This is a genomic window from Kribbella polygonati (assembly GCF_050320105.1).
Classification (GTDB): domain Bacteria; phylum Actinomycetota; class Actinomycetes; order Propionibacteriales; family Kribbellaceae; genus Kribbella.
On the sequence record NZ_CP190129.1, the window covers coordinates 64,846 to 79,737 of the forward strand.

15 protein-coding genes are annotated in these 14,892 nt (G+C 69.7%); 10 read left to right on the forward strand and 5 right to left on the reverse strand.

All coding sequences use genetic code 11. The features are described 5' to 3' along the window. The first annotated feature begins 81 nt into the window (after nucleotides 1-81). From tatC to ACQHIV_RS00300, 3 genes are all read left to right on the forward strand, one after another. Nucleotides 82-837 carry a twin-arginine translocase subunit TatC gene (gene tatC, locus ACQHIV_RS00290; protein WP_427890455.1) on the forward strand — a complete coding sequence of 252 codons (756 nt, stop codon included), beginning with the start codon at nucleotides 82-84 and terminating at the stop codon, nucleotides 835-837. Next, nucleotides 838-1,710, forward strand: a complete 873-nt coding sequence (locus tag ACQHIV_RS00295) for a diacylglycerol/lipid kinase family protein (protein WP_427890457.1) — start codon at nucleotides 838-840, stop codon at nucleotides 1,708-1,710. Between the two features lie 99 nt (nucleotides 1,711-1,809). Then, entirely contained in the window at nucleotides 1,810-2,652 is an 843-nt protein-coding gene (locus tag ACQHIV_RS00300) for a chitosanase (protein ID WP_427890458.1), read from the forward strand. A 72-nt stretch (nucleotides 2,653-2,724) separates the two neighbouring features. Here the strand turns inward: ACQHIV_RS00300 and ACQHIV_RS00305 are convergent, their stop codons facing one another. After that, nucleotides 2,725-3,180 (reverse strand): MarR family winged helix-turn-helix transcriptional regulator, encoded by a 456-nt coding sequence (locus tag ACQHIV_RS00305; RefSeq protein WP_427890460.1) that lies wholly within the window; start codon nucleotides 3,178-3,180, stop codon nucleotides 2,725-2,727. 71 nt (nucleotides 3,181-3,251) lie between these two features. Between ACQHIV_RS00305 and ACQHIV_RS00310 the strand changes: the two genes are divergently transcribed. Beyond that, nucleotides 3,252-4,136, forward strand: a complete 885-nt coding sequence (locus ACQHIV_RS00310; protein WP_427890462.1) for an alpha/beta hydrolase — start codon at nucleotides 3,252-3,254, stop codon at nucleotides 4,134-4,136. On the opposite strand, the gene ACQHIV_RS00315 is transcribed toward ACQHIV_RS00310, so the two are convergent. Then, on the reverse strand, nucleotides 4,099-5,598 hold the full coding sequence (locus tag ACQHIV_RS00315) for a carboxylesterase/lipase family protein (RefSeq protein WP_427890463.1): 1,500 nt from the start codon (nucleotides 5,596-5,598) through the stop codon (nucleotides 4,099-4,101). The genes ACQHIV_RS00310 and ACQHIV_RS00315 overlap by 38 nt on opposite strands. 122 nt (nucleotides 5,599-5,720) lie before the next feature. Between ACQHIV_RS00315 and ACQHIV_RS00320 the strand changes: the two genes are divergently transcribed. Continuing rightward, nucleotides 5,721-8,528, forward strand: coding sequence for a DEAD/DEAH box helicase (locus ACQHIV_RS00320; protein WP_427890465.1), 2,808 nt, complete (start codon nucleotides 5,721-5,723; stop codon nucleotides 8,526-8,528). Nucleotides 8,529-8,604: 76 nt separating this feature from the next. Then, a complete protein-coding gene (locus ACQHIV_RS00325) occupies nucleotides 8,605-9,873 on the forward strand; it encodes a serine hydrolase domain-containing protein (RefSeq protein ID WP_427890467.1) in 1,269 nt (422 codons plus the stop codon). Here ACQHIV_RS00325 and ACQHIV_RS00330 read toward each other — a convergent pair. Beyond that, nucleotides 9,870-10,715 (reverse strand): NAD(P)H-binding protein, encoded by an 846-nt coding sequence (locus ACQHIV_RS00330; RefSeq protein WP_427890469.1) that lies wholly within the window; start codon nucleotides 10,713-10,715, stop codon nucleotides 9,870-9,872. The genes ACQHIV_RS00325 and ACQHIV_RS00330 overlap by 4 nt on opposite strands. 89 nt (nucleotides 10,716-10,804) lie before the next feature. Here ACQHIV_RS00330 and ACQHIV_RS00335 point away from each other — a divergent pair, with 89 nt between their 5' ends. Then, entirely contained in the window at nucleotides 10,805-11,407 is a 603-nt protein-coding gene (locus tag ACQHIV_RS00335; RefSeq protein ID WP_427890471.1) for a TetR/AcrR family transcriptional regulator, read from the forward strand. Here the strand turns inward: ACQHIV_RS00335 and ACQHIV_RS00340 are convergent. Then, entirely contained in the window at nucleotides 11,373-11,837 is a 465-nt protein-coding gene (locus tag ACQHIV_RS00340) for a MarR family winged helix-turn-helix transcriptional regulator (RefSeq protein WP_427890473.1), read from the reverse strand. The genes ACQHIV_RS00335 and ACQHIV_RS00340 overlap by 35 nt on opposite strands. Before the next feature lie 63 nt (nucleotides 11,838-11,900). Between ACQHIV_RS00340 and ACQHIV_RS00345 the strand changes: the two genes are divergently transcribed. Genes ACQHIV_RS00345 through ACQHIV_RS00355 form a run of 3 tightly spaced genes read left to right on the forward strand, consistent with a single transcriptional unit; the run spans nucleotide 11,901 to nucleotide 13,836 of the window. Continuing rightward, a complete protein-coding gene (locus tag ACQHIV_RS00345; RefSeq protein ID WP_427890475.1) occupies nucleotides 11,901-12,272 on the forward strand; it encodes a cupin domain-containing protein in 372 nt (123 codons plus the stop codon). Between the two features lie 40 nt (nucleotides 12,273-12,312). Beyond that, nucleotides 12,313-12,786, forward strand: a complete 474-nt coding sequence (locus tag ACQHIV_RS00350) for a GyrI-like domain-containing protein (protein ID WP_427890477.1) — start codon at nucleotides 12,313-12,315, stop codon at nucleotides 12,784-12,786. Further along, entirely contained in the window at nucleotides 12,787-13,836 is a 1,050-nt protein-coding gene (locus tag ACQHIV_RS00355; protein ID WP_427890479.1) for a DUF5937 family protein, read from the forward strand. Here the strand turns inward: ACQHIV_RS00355 and ACQHIV_RS00360 are convergent. Further along, the gene (locus tag ACQHIV_RS00360; protein ID WP_427890481.1) at nucleotides 13,801-14,868 is read right to left on the reverse strand and encodes an FAD-dependent oxidoreductase; all 1,068 of its coding nucleotides are present in this window, start codon (nucleotides 14,866-14,868) and stop codon (nucleotides 13,801-13,803) included. The two genes, ACQHIV_RS00355 and ACQHIV_RS00360, sit on opposite strands and share 36 nt — an antisense overlap. Nucleotides 14,869-14,892 lie beyond the last annotated feature (24 nt).

Here is a 14,892-nt window from a genome sequence, read left to right on the forward strand (position 1 = left end):
AACGCCTCACCTGTGTCAATGGTGAAGTTCGGGCGACGGAAGGCAAAAGAGGACCGCCGCCCGAAGGACCCAGAGGGTCGGATGACCCTGCGCGAACACATTGTCGAGCTCCGTAACCGGCTGCTCATCAGTGTGCTCGCGATCGTGGTGTGCACGGTCGCGGCCTGGTTCATCTACTACCAGGCGCTGGAGATCCTGAAGCACCCGTTCGAGATCGCCGTCAAGCCGTTCGCGGAGAACCGCGGCCTGAAGCCGCAGCTCACCTTCCAGGGCGTCGGTGACCCGCTGACGTTCCGGATCAAGGTGTCCGCGCTGCTCGGCCTGGTCGTGGCGGGCCCGATCTGGTTGTTCCAGCTCTGGGCGTTCATCGCGCCGGGTCTGCACCGCAACGAGAAGAAGTGGGCGTACCTGTTCGCCGCGATCGCCGCGCCGCTGTTCGCGACCGGTATCGCGCTCGGCTACTGGACGCTGCCGAAAGGCATCCAGATCCTGCTGGGCTTCACCCCGGACCAGGTGCAGAACCTGATCGAGCTCGGTCACTACCTGGACTTCGTGATCCGGACGTTGCTGGTGTTCGGGATCGCGTTCCTGATCCCGCTGGTGGTCGTGCTGCTGAACATGGTCGGCGTGGTGCCGGCCGCCGCGCTGGCGAAGTTCCGGCCGTACATCATCCTGGTGATCTTCGTGTTCGCCGCGGTCGCGACGCCGTCCGGCGACCCGTTCACGATGTGCCTGCTGGCGATCCCGATGTGCCTGCTGTTCTTCGCGTCCGAGGTGATCGCCCGGATCAACGACAAACGCCGCAAGGTGCGCAACGACGAGTTGCTGGCGGACTAGATGAGCCGTCGGATCGCGCTGGTGGTGAACCCCTCCAGCGGGCGGGGCCGTGGTGCCCGGATCGCTCCGGTGGTCCGCGAGCGGCTGGCGGCCGCGGGGCTGACCGTCGACGTCCACACCACCACGTGCGCCGACGACGTCGGGCGGATCGCGGCCGAGGTGGTCGCCTCCGGGGCGGACGCGGTCGCGCTGATCGGCGGCGACGGCACGATCCACCTCGGCGCGCAGGTGCTGGCGAACTCCGGGATGCCGTTCGGCGTCATCCCGGCCGGTACCGGCAACGACTTCGCCCGCGGCATCGGCGTACCGCTGGGTGATCCGGGCGCCGCGGCCGACCTGGTGATCGGCGGCCGGACCCGCGCGATCGACCTCGCGGTGGCGAAGGACGTGTTCATCACCACGGTCGTGGCCGGCGGCTTCGACTCGCTGGTGAACAAGCGCGCCAACGCGATGTCCTGGCCGAAGGGCAGTTCTCGCTACACACTCGCCACCTTCGCCGAGCTCCGGACGTTCACCCCGATCGAGTACGTCGTGACCGTGGACGGCGAGCCGATCGAGACCGCGGCGATGCTGGTCGCGGTCGGTACCGGGCCGACGTACGGCGGCGGGCTGCAGATCTGCGCCGGCGCCGAGATCGACGACGGGCTGCTGGACGTCACGATCATCAAGCCGGTCTCCCGGCTGACCCTGCTGCAGCTGTTCCCGAAGCTGTCCAAGGGCACCCACGTCGGCCACCCGGCGGTGCACGCCCTGCGCGGCCGTTCGGTGCGGATCGAGGCGCCGGAGATCACGGCGTACGCCGACGGCGAGCCGCTCGGGCCGCTGCCGGTGGAGATCGGGATCGCGCCCGGCGCGCTCACCGTGTTCCACTGAGACGAAAACATGAGGTTCCCAGGTATTCCGTTGCACGGCTCCGGTCTGATAGGAAAGGTTCCTAACAGTTCATTCCTCGGACGCCCCTCGGAGGACCCCATGGAAAACCGCCCCACCCGCCGGACCACGCTGCTGCTCGGTCTGTCGCTCGCCGCCGTACCGGCCGCCGGGCTCGCCGCCTCCCGCTACGCGTCGCCCGCCGGCGCCGCCGAATTGCCAGCGCGGGTGAAGGCGACCGGCCTGGACGATCCCGCGAAGAAGGAGATCGCGATGGAGATCGTCTGCAGCGCGGAGAACTCGTCGCTGGACTGGAAGGCGCAGTACAAGTACATCGAGGACATCAAGGACGGCCGCGGGTACACCGCGGGCATCATCGGGTTCTGCTCGGGTACCGGCGACATGCTCGACCTGGTCGAGCTGTACTCGAGCCGGAAGCCGGGCAATGTGCTGGAGAAGTACCTGCCTGCGCTGCGCAAGGTGAACGGCAGCGACTCGCACAAGGGTCTCGACCCGAACTTCACCCGGGACTGGAAGACCGCCGCGAAGGACTCGGCCTTCCAGAACTGCCAGAACGACGAGCGTGACCGGGTGTACTTCAACCCCGCCGTCAAGCAGGGCAAGTCCGACGGGATCGGCACCCTCGGGCAGTTCTGCTACTACGACGCGATCGTGATGCACGGCGACGGCGGCGACCCGACCAGCTTCGGCGGGATTCGCAAGCGTGCGCTCAGCCACGCGAAGCCGCCGTCGCAGGGCGGGAACGAGACGACCTACCTGAACGCGTTCCTGGACGCCCGCGTCTGGGCGATGAAGCAGGAGGAGGCGCACAGCGACACCAGCCGCGTCGACACCGCGCAGCGGGTCTGGCTGAAGAAGGGCAACCTCGCGCTGAACACCCCGCTGGACTGGAAGGTGTACGGCGACCCGTACCACATCAGCTAGTCACCCACCGGACCGCAGCCGGGCTCTCATCGGACCACCAGGGAAGAGAGCCCGGCTGCGTCATGTCTGGGGTCATGTCTCGGCGCGGTCCGTCCGCGGATCGACCTCCGCTCGCTGGCGGAGCATGGAGAGGTTGGTGGCGAGCTGCTCGAGGACCGGCGCGGGCAGTACCGAGCCGAGCCAGATCTGGAGTTCCGCCTCGACGGTCGGCGTCGCGGCCTCGAGTACCTCCCGGCCTTCGGTGGTGAGTTCGAGCAGGGACGAGCGGCGATCGGAGGGGTTCGCCGTCCGCCGGATCCGCCCGGCCGCCTCGAGCCGGTCGACGGCCTTGCTGGTGGCGCCGACGGTGATCGCCACCTCGCGGGCGAGGTCGAAGACCCGGGCGGTGTCGCGGGAGGCGACGTACCGGAGGAACTCGAACTGCCCGAGCGGCAGCTCGTGCTCCGCCTTCAGCCGGGTGTCGACCGCGTTGTAGATCCGTGTTTCCAGGCGGACCAGGTCCGTGAACAATGCTATGAGATCAGTCACGGAATTAGATTCCTCGGAATGTAGTTGGAGAGAACTATATTCCTTGGAACCTATCACCCTGGAGTCGGACGATGAGCGTTGAAGACCGGGCAGCAGCACGCGGGATGATGCAGAAGGGTGTGGTCGGGCAGTCGCCGGAGCAGCAACGGGCCGGGTTCGACGAGCTGTTCGCGAGCCGCCCGCTGGGCGACGACGTGACGCTGGCCGAGAGCACGTACGGCGGCGTACCGGCGCTCGACGTACGGGTCGACGGCGCGGACGCGGCGGGCGTGATCCTCTACCTGCACGGCGGTGGTTATGTGGTCGGCTCCGCGCGGACCGGGGCGAACCTGGCCGCCCCGCTGTCGCGGCGCAGCGGCGTACCGGCCGTCTCGCTGGAGTACCGGCTGGCGCCGGAGCATCCGTTCCCGGCCGGGATCCACGACGCGCTGGCGGCGTACCGGGAGCTGGCCGGGCGGCGGGTCGTGATCGCGGGCGACTCGGCCGGCGGCGGGCTGGCGCTGGCGACGGTGCTCGCGGCCCGCGCGGAAGGCCTGCCGATGCCGGCCGGGGTGGTGCTGTTCTCGCCGTGGACCGACGTGGCGCTGACCGGGCCGAGCATCGACTCGCGCGGCGACTTCGACCCGCTGTTCAGCCGCCCGAACATGGCGGAGTCCGCGGCGCTCTACCTCGGCGGCGCGGACCCGCGCAACGAGCTCGCCAGCCCGGTCCTCGCCGACCTGACGGGCCTGCCGCCGCTTCTGGTCCAGGTCGGTACGGCGGAGGTCCTGCTCGACGACTCGCTCCGCCTGGTGGCCCGGGCCGCCGAGCAGGAGGTCGACGTCAGCCTCGACGTGATCGCAGGCGCGCCGCACGTGTTCCAGTACTTCGCCGGCTACCTCCCCGAGGCCGACGAAGCCCTCGACCACGCGGCGACGTTCATCGCGACCAGAATCCGCAGTGGTGCTGCGAGCTGAGGTCGATCGGCACCGGGCGGCCGAGCTGGAGCGCCTGGGTGGTCCCGCCGCCACGGAAACGCGGCCACTCCGGCAGTCCTGATCCGTTGGGATTGCCGGAGCGGGCGAAGTTCGTCCAGTACTTCGTCATCTGCCGCGACAGCGCCGCCTGCCGCGGGGTGAACGTGACACCGGCGTCGAACAGGTACGGGACCTCCGACCCGTGGTACGCGCCCGGTACGTACCCGGCCGGGAACCCGATGAAGTCCGGCGCGGTCCGATCCGCGAACGAGAACGAGTAGACCTCGGTGAAGCGGGACATCGTCGTACTGCTGCGCACGGCAGGGCAGACCCACCCGCGGTCGGTCGTGACCGCGTTCCACGCCGTGATCCCGGTGCTCGTGTACTCCCGCTCCACCGCCGGGGCCCGGCTGCCGAAGCTCTTCACGAGATTCTCGCGGTACGACGCTGCCGTCATCGGGCCGTCCACTTCGTAGAGCCATCCGAAGAAGCCCTGCTCGTCACGGGTGTTGCCCTCCATCACCGGGACGTGGTTGAACAGCCCCGTCTTCAGGGCCGTCCGCGGGTCGAGCGGGAGCAGCGCCGTACCGGTGCCGGCCTGGGTGAAGTCGCCCATCCGCTGGAGTTTCAGCGGATCCGCCGTGCGCAGGCAGTCGAGGTCCGAGCAGCCGATCTTCAGCGCGGCGGCCTTGCCCTCGGCGGCGATCTGGTTCCGCGGCGCCCACCACTGCTTCACGGGGTTGTCCGGAAAGTTGCCGTTGGCCGGGAAGTTCGTCTCGCACGAGCCGCTCTCGATGATCGCGCGGTCCATCAGCGGGCCGGCGGCGGGCGAGGCGAGTTGCGCGCAGGTGGACAGCCCGCCGGCGGACTCGCCGAGTACGGTCACGTTGCCCGGGTCGCCGCCGAACGCGCGGGCGTTCCGCCGTACCCAGCGCAGCGCGGCCTGCTGGTCGGCGAGCCCGTACGTCCCGGAGTCGGGCAGGCCCGGGTACCCGAGGAAGCCGAACGTCCCGAGCCGGTAGTTGATCGTGACGACCACGACGTTCCCGGTCTCGGCGAGCCGGCGGCCGTCGTACTCGCTGCCGTTCCCGCTGTTCCAGCCGCCGCCGTGGATCCAGAACATCACCGGCCGCGGCCTGCCCGTGGTGCCGGGGGTGGTCACGTTGAGGTACAGGCAGTCCTCGGACGAGCCCGGTGCGAGCGCCGTACCCGTCTCGTCGAGCTGCGCGCACGGCGCACCGGGCTTGCTCCCGTCGCGGATCCCGGTCCACGCCGCGGCCGGTCGCGGCATCGTCCAGCGACGCTCACCGGTCGGCGGAGCGGCGTACGGAATGCCCTCGTAGACCTGCGAACCGCCCTTCACGACACCGCGAACGGCGCCCTCGTCGGTCTGCACGACCGGAGGCGCCGCACTCGACGGCACGGCGCCCGTGGCGAGCACCCCTGCGATGACGACTGCCAAGCTTCGAACACGAAATGTGGTCACCTCGCCACCGTAGGAAGTCCACCTGGCTCCTCGGATCAACCTTTGGTATCTGGCTGGGTACCCATGGGTTTGTCCGTGGCGTCGCATAGATTGGACCCATGAGCACCCCGTCCGAGAAGTACGCCACATTCCGCTCGGACCAGGAGCATCCCGCCGTGAAGGAGTTCCGGGCGCTCTACGACTTCGAGCTGGACGAGTTCCAGCTGCGCGCCTGCGCCGCGCTCGAGGACGGGCACCAGGTGCTGGTCGCGGCGCCGACCGGGTCCGGCAAGACGCTCGTCGGCGAGTTCGCCGTGCACCTGGCGCTCGAGCGCGGGCAGAAGTGCTTCTACACGACCCCGATCAAGGCGCTGAGCAACCAGAAGTACGCCGACCTCGTCAGGCGGTACGGCGCGGACAAGGTCGGGCTGCTGACCGGCGACAACTCGGTCAACTCCGAGGCCCCGATCGTGGTGATGACCACCGAGGTCCTGCGGAACATGCTGTACGCCGGCTCGCAGACCCTGCTCGGCCTGTCGTACGTCGTGATGGACGAGGTGCACTACCTGGCCGACCGGTCCCGCGGCGCGGTCTGGGAAGAGGTGCTGATCCACCTGCCGGACTCGGTGTCGGTGGTCTCGCTGTCGGCGACCGTGAGCAACGCGGAGGAGTTCGGCGACTGGCTGGAGACCGTCCGCGGCAACACGGTCGTCGTCCTGGAGGAGAAGCGGCCGGTGCCGCTGTTCCAGCACGTGATGGTCGGGAAGCGGCTGCACGACCTGTTCGCGGGTGAGGCGCCGACCGCTCGGGTCGGCGCTCCCGCGAAGTCGGGCAATCCGGCGAAGGCCGCCGCGGTGAAGGCCGATGTGCGCGACCTGGTGAACCCTCAGCTCGTCCGGATCGCGCGCGACGACAACCGGATCTTCCGGGACGACTCGCGCAAACCCCGGCGGCGCCGGGACCTGCCGAAGGGCCGGCCGGCCAAGACCCACTTCACGCCGTACCGCTCGGACGTCGTCGAGGAACTGGACGCCGGGGCGCTGCTGCCGGCGATCTACTTCATCTTCTCCCGCAAGGGCTGCGAGGACGCGGTCGTGCAGTGCCTGCGGTCCGGGCTGCGGCTGACCAAGCCGTCCGAGCGCGACGAGATCAAGCGGGTCGTGGCCGAGCGTACGGCCGACCTCCCGGACGAGGACCTCGGCGTGCTCGGGTACCACGACTTCGCCGAGGCGCTGTCCCGCGGGATCGCGGCGCACCACGCCGGCATGCTCGCGGCCTTCAAGGAGGTCGTCGAGGAGCTGTTCGCGCGCGGGCTGATCAAGGTCGTGTTCGCGACCGAGACGCTTGCCCTCGGCATCAACATGCCGGCCCGGACCGTCGTCCTCGAGAAGCTGTCCAAGTGGAACGGCGAGGCGCACGTCGACATCACGCCGGGGGAGTACACGCAGCTCACCGGGCGGGCCGGGCGGCGCGGCATCGACGTCGAGGGGCACGCGGTCGTGCTCTGGCAGCCCGGGTTCGACCCGCGCGCGGTGGCCGGGCTCGCGTCGACGCGTACGTATCCGCTGCGGTCGTCGTTCTCCCCGTCGTACAACATGGCCGTCAACCTGGTCCGCCAGGTCGGGCGGACGCGGGCGCGGGACATGCTGGAGCTGTCGTTCGCGCAGTTCCAGTCCGACCAGGCCGTGGTCGGGCTGGCGCGGCAGGTGCAGCGCAACACCGAGGCGCTCGAGGGGTACAAGGAGTCGATCGAGTGCCACCTCGGCGACTTCCTCGAGTACGCCGCCCTCCGCCGCCGGATCGGCGACCGCGAGGCGTCCGGATCGAAGCGCCGCAAGCTCGACCGCCGGGTCGAGGCGCAGGAGTCGATCGAGAAGCTGAAGACCGGCGACATCATCCGGATCCCCGCCGGGCGGAGCGCCGGCTGGGCCCTCGTGCTCGACCCGGGGATGCGGTCCGAGCGCGAAGGCCCGCGGCCGACCGTGCTGACCCTCGACCGGCAGGTGCGGAAGCTGTCGATGGTCGACTTCCCGGCACCGGTGGAGGCGATCGGGTCGCTGCGGATCCCGCGCAAGTTCAACCCGCGGAACCCGCAGCAGCGCCGCGAACTGGCCCAGGTACTGCGGACCCGCACCGACCTGCTCGGCGAGGACGGCCCGCCCTCGCGGCACCGCGACGTGATCTCGCACGCCGACGACCCGGAGCTGCAGGAGATGCGCGCCGCGTTGCGCGCCCATCCGTGCCACGGCTGCTCGGACCGCGAGGACCATGCCCGCTGGGCGGAACGGTACTTCCGCCTCGACCGCGAGAACCGCGACGTACAACGCAAGATCGAGCAGCGCACCAACACCATCGCCCGGCAGTTCGACCGGGTCTGCCAGGTGCTGGACGCGCTGCACTACCTCGACGGCGACAAGACCACCGAGGCCGGCGACCGGCTGGCCCGCATCTACACCGAGCTCGACCTGGTCGCCGCCGAATGCCTCCGCCAGGGCATCTTCGACGACCTCACCGTGCCGGAGCTGGCCGCCTGCCTGGCCGCGCTGGTCTACGAGTCCCGCTCCAAGGACGACCCGACATCACCCCGCCTGCCACGCGGCGACGTACGCCAGGCCCTGGAGAAGATGGGCGCCATCTGGCGCGACCTGTCCGCCCTGGAACGCGACATGCGCGTCGACTTCCTCCGCTCCATGGACCTCAACTTCTGCTGGCCCGCCTTCCGCTGGTCCTCCGGCGCCTCCCTCGCCGAAGTCCTCTACGAATCCGACCTCGCCGCCGGCGACTTCGTCCGCTGGGTCAAACAACTCATAGACCTCACCGAACAAATAGCCGACGCCGCCGGCCCCACCCCCCTCCGCACCACCGCCCGAGCCGTAGTAGACCAAATCCGCCGAGGCGTCATCTCCTACGCCACAGTCGTCGACTAGGTGACTTCGTCACCGGAGTGGACCTCTCGGGGTGAAAGACTTGCGGAGTCGTCCACCCCTGAAGGAGAAAACGTTCGTGGAGTTGTCGCGCCGGAGTCTGGGCAAGTTGGCTGTCGCAACCGGGGCCACCGCTGCGGTGGGTACGGGGGCTGGGTACTTGATCGGGCGGCCCGCCGACGCGGCCGCGACCTGGAAGGTGACCGGTACGGCGGTGCCCGCGCTGGCCGGGTTCGACAGTCAGATGAAGGCGTTCATGCAGGCCCGCGGGATCACCGCCGGGCAGGTCGCGGTGACGTACAAGGGCCGGCTGGTGCTTGCCCGCGGCTACAGTGCGTCGACCGCGCTGAGCGTGCAGCCGACCTCGCTGTTCCGGATCGCGAGCCTGTCGAAGTCGCTGACCGCGGCCGCGATCGTGAAGCTGGTCCAGGACGGCAAGGTGAGCCTGTCGACGCCGGTCGCGAACATCATCGACGTCAAGCCGGCGACCGGGCTGACCCGGGACGCGCGCTGGTCGAAGATCACGCTGTGGAAGGTGTTGCAGCACCTCGGCGGCTGGGACCGGGACGTGTCGGGCGACCCGGAGTGGAAGGACGCCACGATCTCGCGGACCCTCGGCGTACCGATGGAGCTGCACACCTCGGACGTGATCAAGTACGTCGCCGGGCAGAAGCTCGACTTCGACCCGGGCACGAAGTACGCGTACTCGAACTTCGGGTACACGCTGGCCGGCCGGGTGATCGAGAAGGTCAGCGGGCTCAGCTACGAGAACTACGTGAAGCAGAAGCTGCTCGCGCCGCTGAAGATCAAGCGGATGGCGCTCGGCTACTCGATCGCGAAGCACACCGGTGAGACCTCGTACGAGTCGCAGTACACCGGCCGGACGGTCCTCGACATGTCCGGGAAGACGGTGCCCGCGCCGTACGGCTCGTTCAGCATGCGGATCCAGGACGCGAACGGCGGCTGGATCGCGAGCGCGCCGGACCTGGTCCGCTGGGCGAAGATGTTCGACGCGCCGTCGAGCGTGCTGAACAGTACGTCGCTGGGCCACGTCTGGGCGAAGCCGTCGATCGGCGTGAACTCCGACGGCTGGTACTACGGTCTCGGCTGGCAGATCCGCCCGGTCACCGGCGGCACCGGCCGGAACACGTGGCACACCGGCAGCATGCCCGGCACCTACTCGATCGTCGTCCGCACGTACAACGGGATGAGCTGGGCGGCCGTCTTCAACCGCCGCGACGACGCCAGCGGCAAGTCGTACGGCGACATCGACGCGGCCCTGTGGACCGCCGCGAACGGCGTGAAGACCTGGCCGACGAACGACCTCTTCCCGCAGTACTTCAGCTAGCGGCTCTTGGCCTGCCGGACAGCATCCAGCGACGAAGCTGGGCGTCGGCCGAGCAGGTCGGCCAGGTCTGTGGTCGGTGCGCCGGCCCAGCCGGAGCGGAACGCCGCGTAGTAGTCGAGCAGCATGCCGACCGCTTCCGGTGGGAAGCCGGCCGCCTCGGCCTGAGTACGGAACTGGTCGTCGTCGATTGCGCGGTAGTCGACGCCGGCCAGTCCGGCCAGGTCGTTCCAGTCGATGGCGTCCGGGCCGGTCAGGTCGTAGGTCCGGGCCGCGGCCGCCGCCGTGAGTACGGCGTTCGCGGCGGCTGCCGCGAGGTCGTCCGTCGCGGCCGGGGCGACGCGCGCGGCACCGGCCGGAGCGGTCAGTACTCCCGTCGCTTCGGCCCACTGGACGTCGCGAGCGACCGAGGCGGCCATGCCGTACGTCATTCGCAGCACGATCGCCGTGGGGAAGGCGTTCCGGGCCAGGTCCTCGACGGTGCGGAAGTCCTGGGCGTACGGCAGTGGGCAGTTGTCCAGGTCCTGCCAGGTGGTGATCACGAGCCGTTCGGCGCCCGCCGCCTTGGCCGCTTGAAGGACGGGCGACAGTTGCGCCACGATCCGGCCGCTGACCGCCGACCCGTAGTTCGTCGCGTTGATCAGGATGGTTTCGGCGCCTTCGTACGCCTTGGCCAGCGTCTCGGGGACGTCGAAGTCCCCGTGCCGTACGTCGACGCCCTTGGCGGCCAGCGCCGCCGCCCGGGCGGGTTCGCGAACGCTGACGGCCAGTTTCGCGGGCCGGTCCAGCAGGTACTCGACGATGCGACGGCCGAACGCGCCGTTCGCCCCGGTGACCAGGATCATGGTGCTCCCATCGGATAAAGTGGGGCGCACGCCCCGGTTTGTGAATATACGGGGCGGTCGCCCCGGTTTTCAAGGGAGGTGTGTGTTCGTTGGCTGATCGGCCGCTGCGCGCGGATGCGCGGCGCAACCGGGACCGGATCCTCGAGGTGGCGCGCGCGGTCTTCGCCGCCGATGGTCCGGGGGTGAGCCTCGACGACCTGGCCCGCCGGGCGGGCGTCGGTCCGGGCACGCTGCATCGCCACTTCCCGACCAAGGCCGCACTGATCGCGGCGGTCATCGGCGATCGGCTGACCGGGCTCGCCGAGATCGCCGAGGGTTCCGCTACCGCGGCCGACCCCGCGGAGGCGTTCTTCGGGTTCCTGGAGCGGGTGGTCGCGGACTCTGCCCGGAATCTCGCGCTGGCGGCTGCGCTCGGTGATGGGGAGCAGGCCGAGCCTGGGCGTGCACGTGGTGCGCTGACTGCTGCGGTCGAGGGGCCGGCTGAGCGGGTGTACGCGGCGTTCGCGGCCTTGCTGACGCGGGCTCAGGGGGCCGGCGAGGTGCGTTCCGATGTCGCGGCCGATGAGTTGCACGCGATCGTCTCGGGTGTCCTGGTGATGGAGCAGGCGCTGCCCGAGCGGTCGCGCGGCCGTGGCATGTCGATCCTGGTCGCGGGCCTCAGAACATCAGCGCCCGGAAGTGCGGCGCACTGATCTGGGCCTCGCCGGCCATTTCGGTCAGTACGTCGCGCAGGGTGTCGACCGCCTCGTTGCCGAGCCGTTTGCGGAGCCGGCGTTCGTAGTCGCGGTGGAACCGGCGCGCCTCGGACAGCGCGGCATGGCCGCGGTCGGTGAGGTGCAGGAGGCGGGCGCGGGCGTCGGACGGGTCGGGCCGGCGCTCGACGTACCCGCGGCGTTCCAGGCCGTCGGCGATCTGGCCGGCGCCCTGCTTGGTGATCTCCAGCCGCTCGGCGAGCCGGCTGATCGTGGTCGGGCCGTCGGCCAGCGTGCGGAACACGAAGCCGTCCGAGCGGCCCTGGTCCTCGTACCCCTGCGCGGCCAGCTGTGTCCGCAGTTCACGGACGAACTCCTGGTCGGCCAGCAGCAGCAGGATGCCGATATCCGGCTTGCCCGATTGCGTCATGCCCGTCATGATAGTCAAGCTGACTTGGTCAAGTCAGCTTGACTAAATGGGAAGGGGAGCGGGATGCGGGTCATCCATGCGGACGAGGCGGCGCGGTTCCGGCTGCCGGGGGTCGAGTTTACCGGGTACGCCGCGCCGAGCCGCGGGTCGGCCGGGCTCTGCACGTGGCGGCTCACGGTCGACGCCGGCCACCGCGGCGACGCGCCACACACGCTCGACCGGGACGAGGTGTTCATGGTGCTCAGCGGCACCGTGCAGCTCGGCCCGGACGGCGACAAGCTCGGCCCGGGCGACGCAGCCGTCGTACCAGCCGGTGAGCCGATCTCACTGAGCAACCTGGGCGAGGTCAAGGCCGAGCTGATCGTCGCCATCACGGCAGGCTTCACCGGATACCTGGCTGACGGCACGGCTGTGCAGCCGCCCTGGGCGCAGTAGGTTGTCCCTGCTGGGACTGTCGAGCCGGAAGGGGCGGGTCATGCCGGAGATCGTGGAGTTGGGGGAGCGGCCGTACGTCGCGCTGCGGGGGACCGTGCCGATGGACGGGATCGCGGCGTTCGCGGATCGGTTGCGGGAGGTGATCGACTGGCTGGCGGCGCGGGAGATCGCGCCGAACGACGCGCCGTTCTTCAAGTACGACGTGGTCGACATGGAGCACGAGCTGACGATGGAGATCGGCTTCCCGGTCGACGACGAGCACTCCGGGGAGGGCGAGATCGTCACCGGCGTACTCCCGGCCGGCCGGTACGCGACCGTCACGTACCACGGCCACCCCGACGGTCTGGTCAAAGCCACCGGCGCCCTGCTCGACTGGGGCGCCGCGCAGGGTGTCGAGTGGGACGCCGAGGGCGACAACTGGGCCGCCCGGCTGGAGATCTACCGCTCCGACCCACGCGAGGTGCCGAACATGGACGACTGGGTCACCGACCTGCAGTTCAAACTGAAGGACTGAGTGCCGACCGTTCTCGCGGGTGTCAGCCGGCTCGATCCTGAGCGGATCCGGCATGTCGCCTCGCCGCTGATCGAGCTCGGCAGCGCGCTGCACGTACTGGCGGAGCCCGCACACCACGGCCGTGCCGACTGGGCGGCCGCGGTGCCGCTCCCGGACGACCTGCGTGGGGAGCTCGCACAGTGGACTTGGACGGTACGAGCGGTCCGGGCACGCTTCTTCGCGACGTCGAGCGCCACCGGTATGCCGTTGTGGGACGACGAACTGGCAGCGCTGCGTGAACGTCCGCCCGAGGACGTGGCCGCAGAACTCGTCCGCCCGCTGCATGGCCGTCCGCTGAGTTCAACCGACAACACCGCAGCACTGCATTGGGCGCGTAGCCGAGGCCGTGCGACCGCTGCACTGGTCGAGTCGCTGCTTACGGACCCAGCCGAGCCTGTACGTCGTTTTGTGGAGCTACTGGACGCCTGCTGGCGAGAGTGGTTCTGCGGCGTTTGGGAAGAGTCACGGGACGCCCTTGCGGCACGAGGTCGTCAGGACCGCGACCTGGCGGTACGGGACGGCGTCGGGGCGATGCTGCGTTCGCTGGACGCGTCGCTCGACGTACGGGACAAAGACAGCGTTGTGGTGCAGAAGGTGCAGAGCAAGCGGATCGACATCAGCAGCCGCTCGCTGTTGCTTGTCCCGAGCAACTACATCGCGCCGCATCTGTTCATCGGGGAGATCCCGGGCGAGCCGATCACCGTCATCTACCCGACCGGCGGGCGTACGGCCGGCGTACCGACGGCGCAGCAGATCCGGGCACGCCTGGACGCGCTCGCGTCGCCGGATCGCCTACAGGTGTGCCGTGCCGTGGCCAGCGAGCCGCGTACTGCCGGTGAGATCGCCGCGTTGTGGGGTCTGCACCCAACGCAGGTCACCCGTCATCTGCGGGCGCTCACGAGAGCCGGTCTGGTCACGGCTGAACGCGAGGGCCGGTTTGTTGCCTACAGGTTGAACAACGACGCGCTCACGACGCTAGGCGCTGACCTGCTGACGCTCATCATGCGCTAGCAGATCGCGTAGCGCTCTGGCTGCTGCAAAGCCGGCCCGGTTGGCGCCGATGGTGCTGGCTGACGGGCCGTAGCCCACCAGGCGGATGCGTGGGTCGGCTGCGGTGGCCGTGCCGTTGATCCGGATGCCACCGGACGGCTCACGCAGGTGAAGGGGCGACAGGTGCGCCAGGTCGGCGCGGAACCCAGTAGCCCAGAGGATGGTGTCCACGTGCTGCTTGCTGCCGTCGGCCCACTCCACACCGTCCGGTGTGATCCGCGAGAACATCGGCAGCCGCGTGTAGACGCCACGGTCCCAGGCAGCCTGCTCCTGTTGCCGCAGATGCAGTCCTGTCACGCTGACGACGCTGCGCGGCGGTAGACCCGCACGGACGCGTTCCTCCACTCGGGCCACGACCTGACGCCCGTACTCCGGTGTGAAGTCCACCCCGGTGCGCCACTCGGGAGGACGTCGAGTCACCCACGTCGTGGTCGCAACCTCCGAGACCTCCGCCAGCAGCTGTACCGCGGACGCTCCACCGCCAACGACGAGCACGTGCTGCCCGGAGAGCTCAGCCGCGCCACGGTAGTCGGCCGTGTGCAGTTGCCTGCCGCGGAACGTCTCGATCCCCGGGTACCACGGGATGAACGGCCGGTCCCAGGTCCCGGTCGCGTTCACCAGCGCGGCAGCGGCGTACTCCCCGGCGGACGTGTCCAGCGCGAACCCGCCGTCGATCTCCCGCACGCTCTCCACCGCCACCGGCCGTACGACGGGAAGCTCGAAGCGCTTCTCGTAGTCCGCGAAGTACGCCGGCACGAACGCGTTCGCCCGCTCCGCGCCCACGCTCTCCGGCACGGGTACACCGGGCAGGTTGGCGATCCCGTGCACGTCATGCATCGTCAACGAGTCCCACCGGTGCTGCCACGCACCACCCGGCGCCGGGTTGCGGTCCAGCACGACCACCTCGTCGTACGGCGTGAACCCGAAGCGCACCAGGTGGTACGCAGCCGACAACCCAGCCTGCCCCGCCCCGATCACCGCTACGTCAAGCACACTGACAGCAACGCGATGCAAGCC

Excerpts from the sequence above, each read along its gene's own strand:
- ACQHIV_RS00340 (WP_427890473.1), bottom strand. The coding sequence starts at position 11,837 with ATGACGCAATCGGGCAAGCCGGATATCGGCATCCTGCTGCTGCTGGCC.
- ACQHIV_RS00320 (WP_427890465.1), top strand. The coding sequence starts at position 5,721 with ATGAGCACCCCGTCCGAGAAGTACGCCACATTCCGCTCGGACCAGGAG.
- ACQHIV_RS00295 (WP_427890457.1), top strand. The coding sequence starts at position 838 with ATGAGCCGTCGGATCGCGCTGGTGGTGAACCCCTCCAGCGGGCGGGGC.
- ACQHIV_RS00300 (WP_427890458.1), top strand. The coding sequence starts at position 1,810 with ATGGAAAACCGCCCCACCCGCCGGACCACGCTGCTGCTCGGTCTGTCG.
- ACQHIV_RS00330 (WP_427890469.1), bottom strand. The coding sequence starts at position 10,715 with ATGATCCTGGTCACCGGGGCGAACGGCGCGTTCGGCCGTCGCATCGTC.
- ACQHIV_RS00310 (WP_427890462.1), top strand. The coding sequence starts at position 3,252 with ATGAGCGTTGAAGACCGGGCAGCAGCACGCGGGATGATGCAGAAGGGT.
- ACQHIV_RS00345 (WP_427890475.1), top strand. The coding sequence starts at position 11,901 with ATGCGGGTCATCCATGCGGACGAGGCGGCGCGGTTCCGGCTGCCGGGG.
- ACQHIV_RS00350 (WP_427890477.1), top strand. The coding sequence starts at position 12,313 with ATGCCGGAGATCGTGGAGTTGGGGGAGCGGCCGTACGTCGCGCTGCGG.
- tatC (WP_427890455.1), top strand. The coding sequence starts at position 82 with ATGACCCTGCGCGAACACATTGTCGAGCTCCGTAACCGGCTGCTCATC.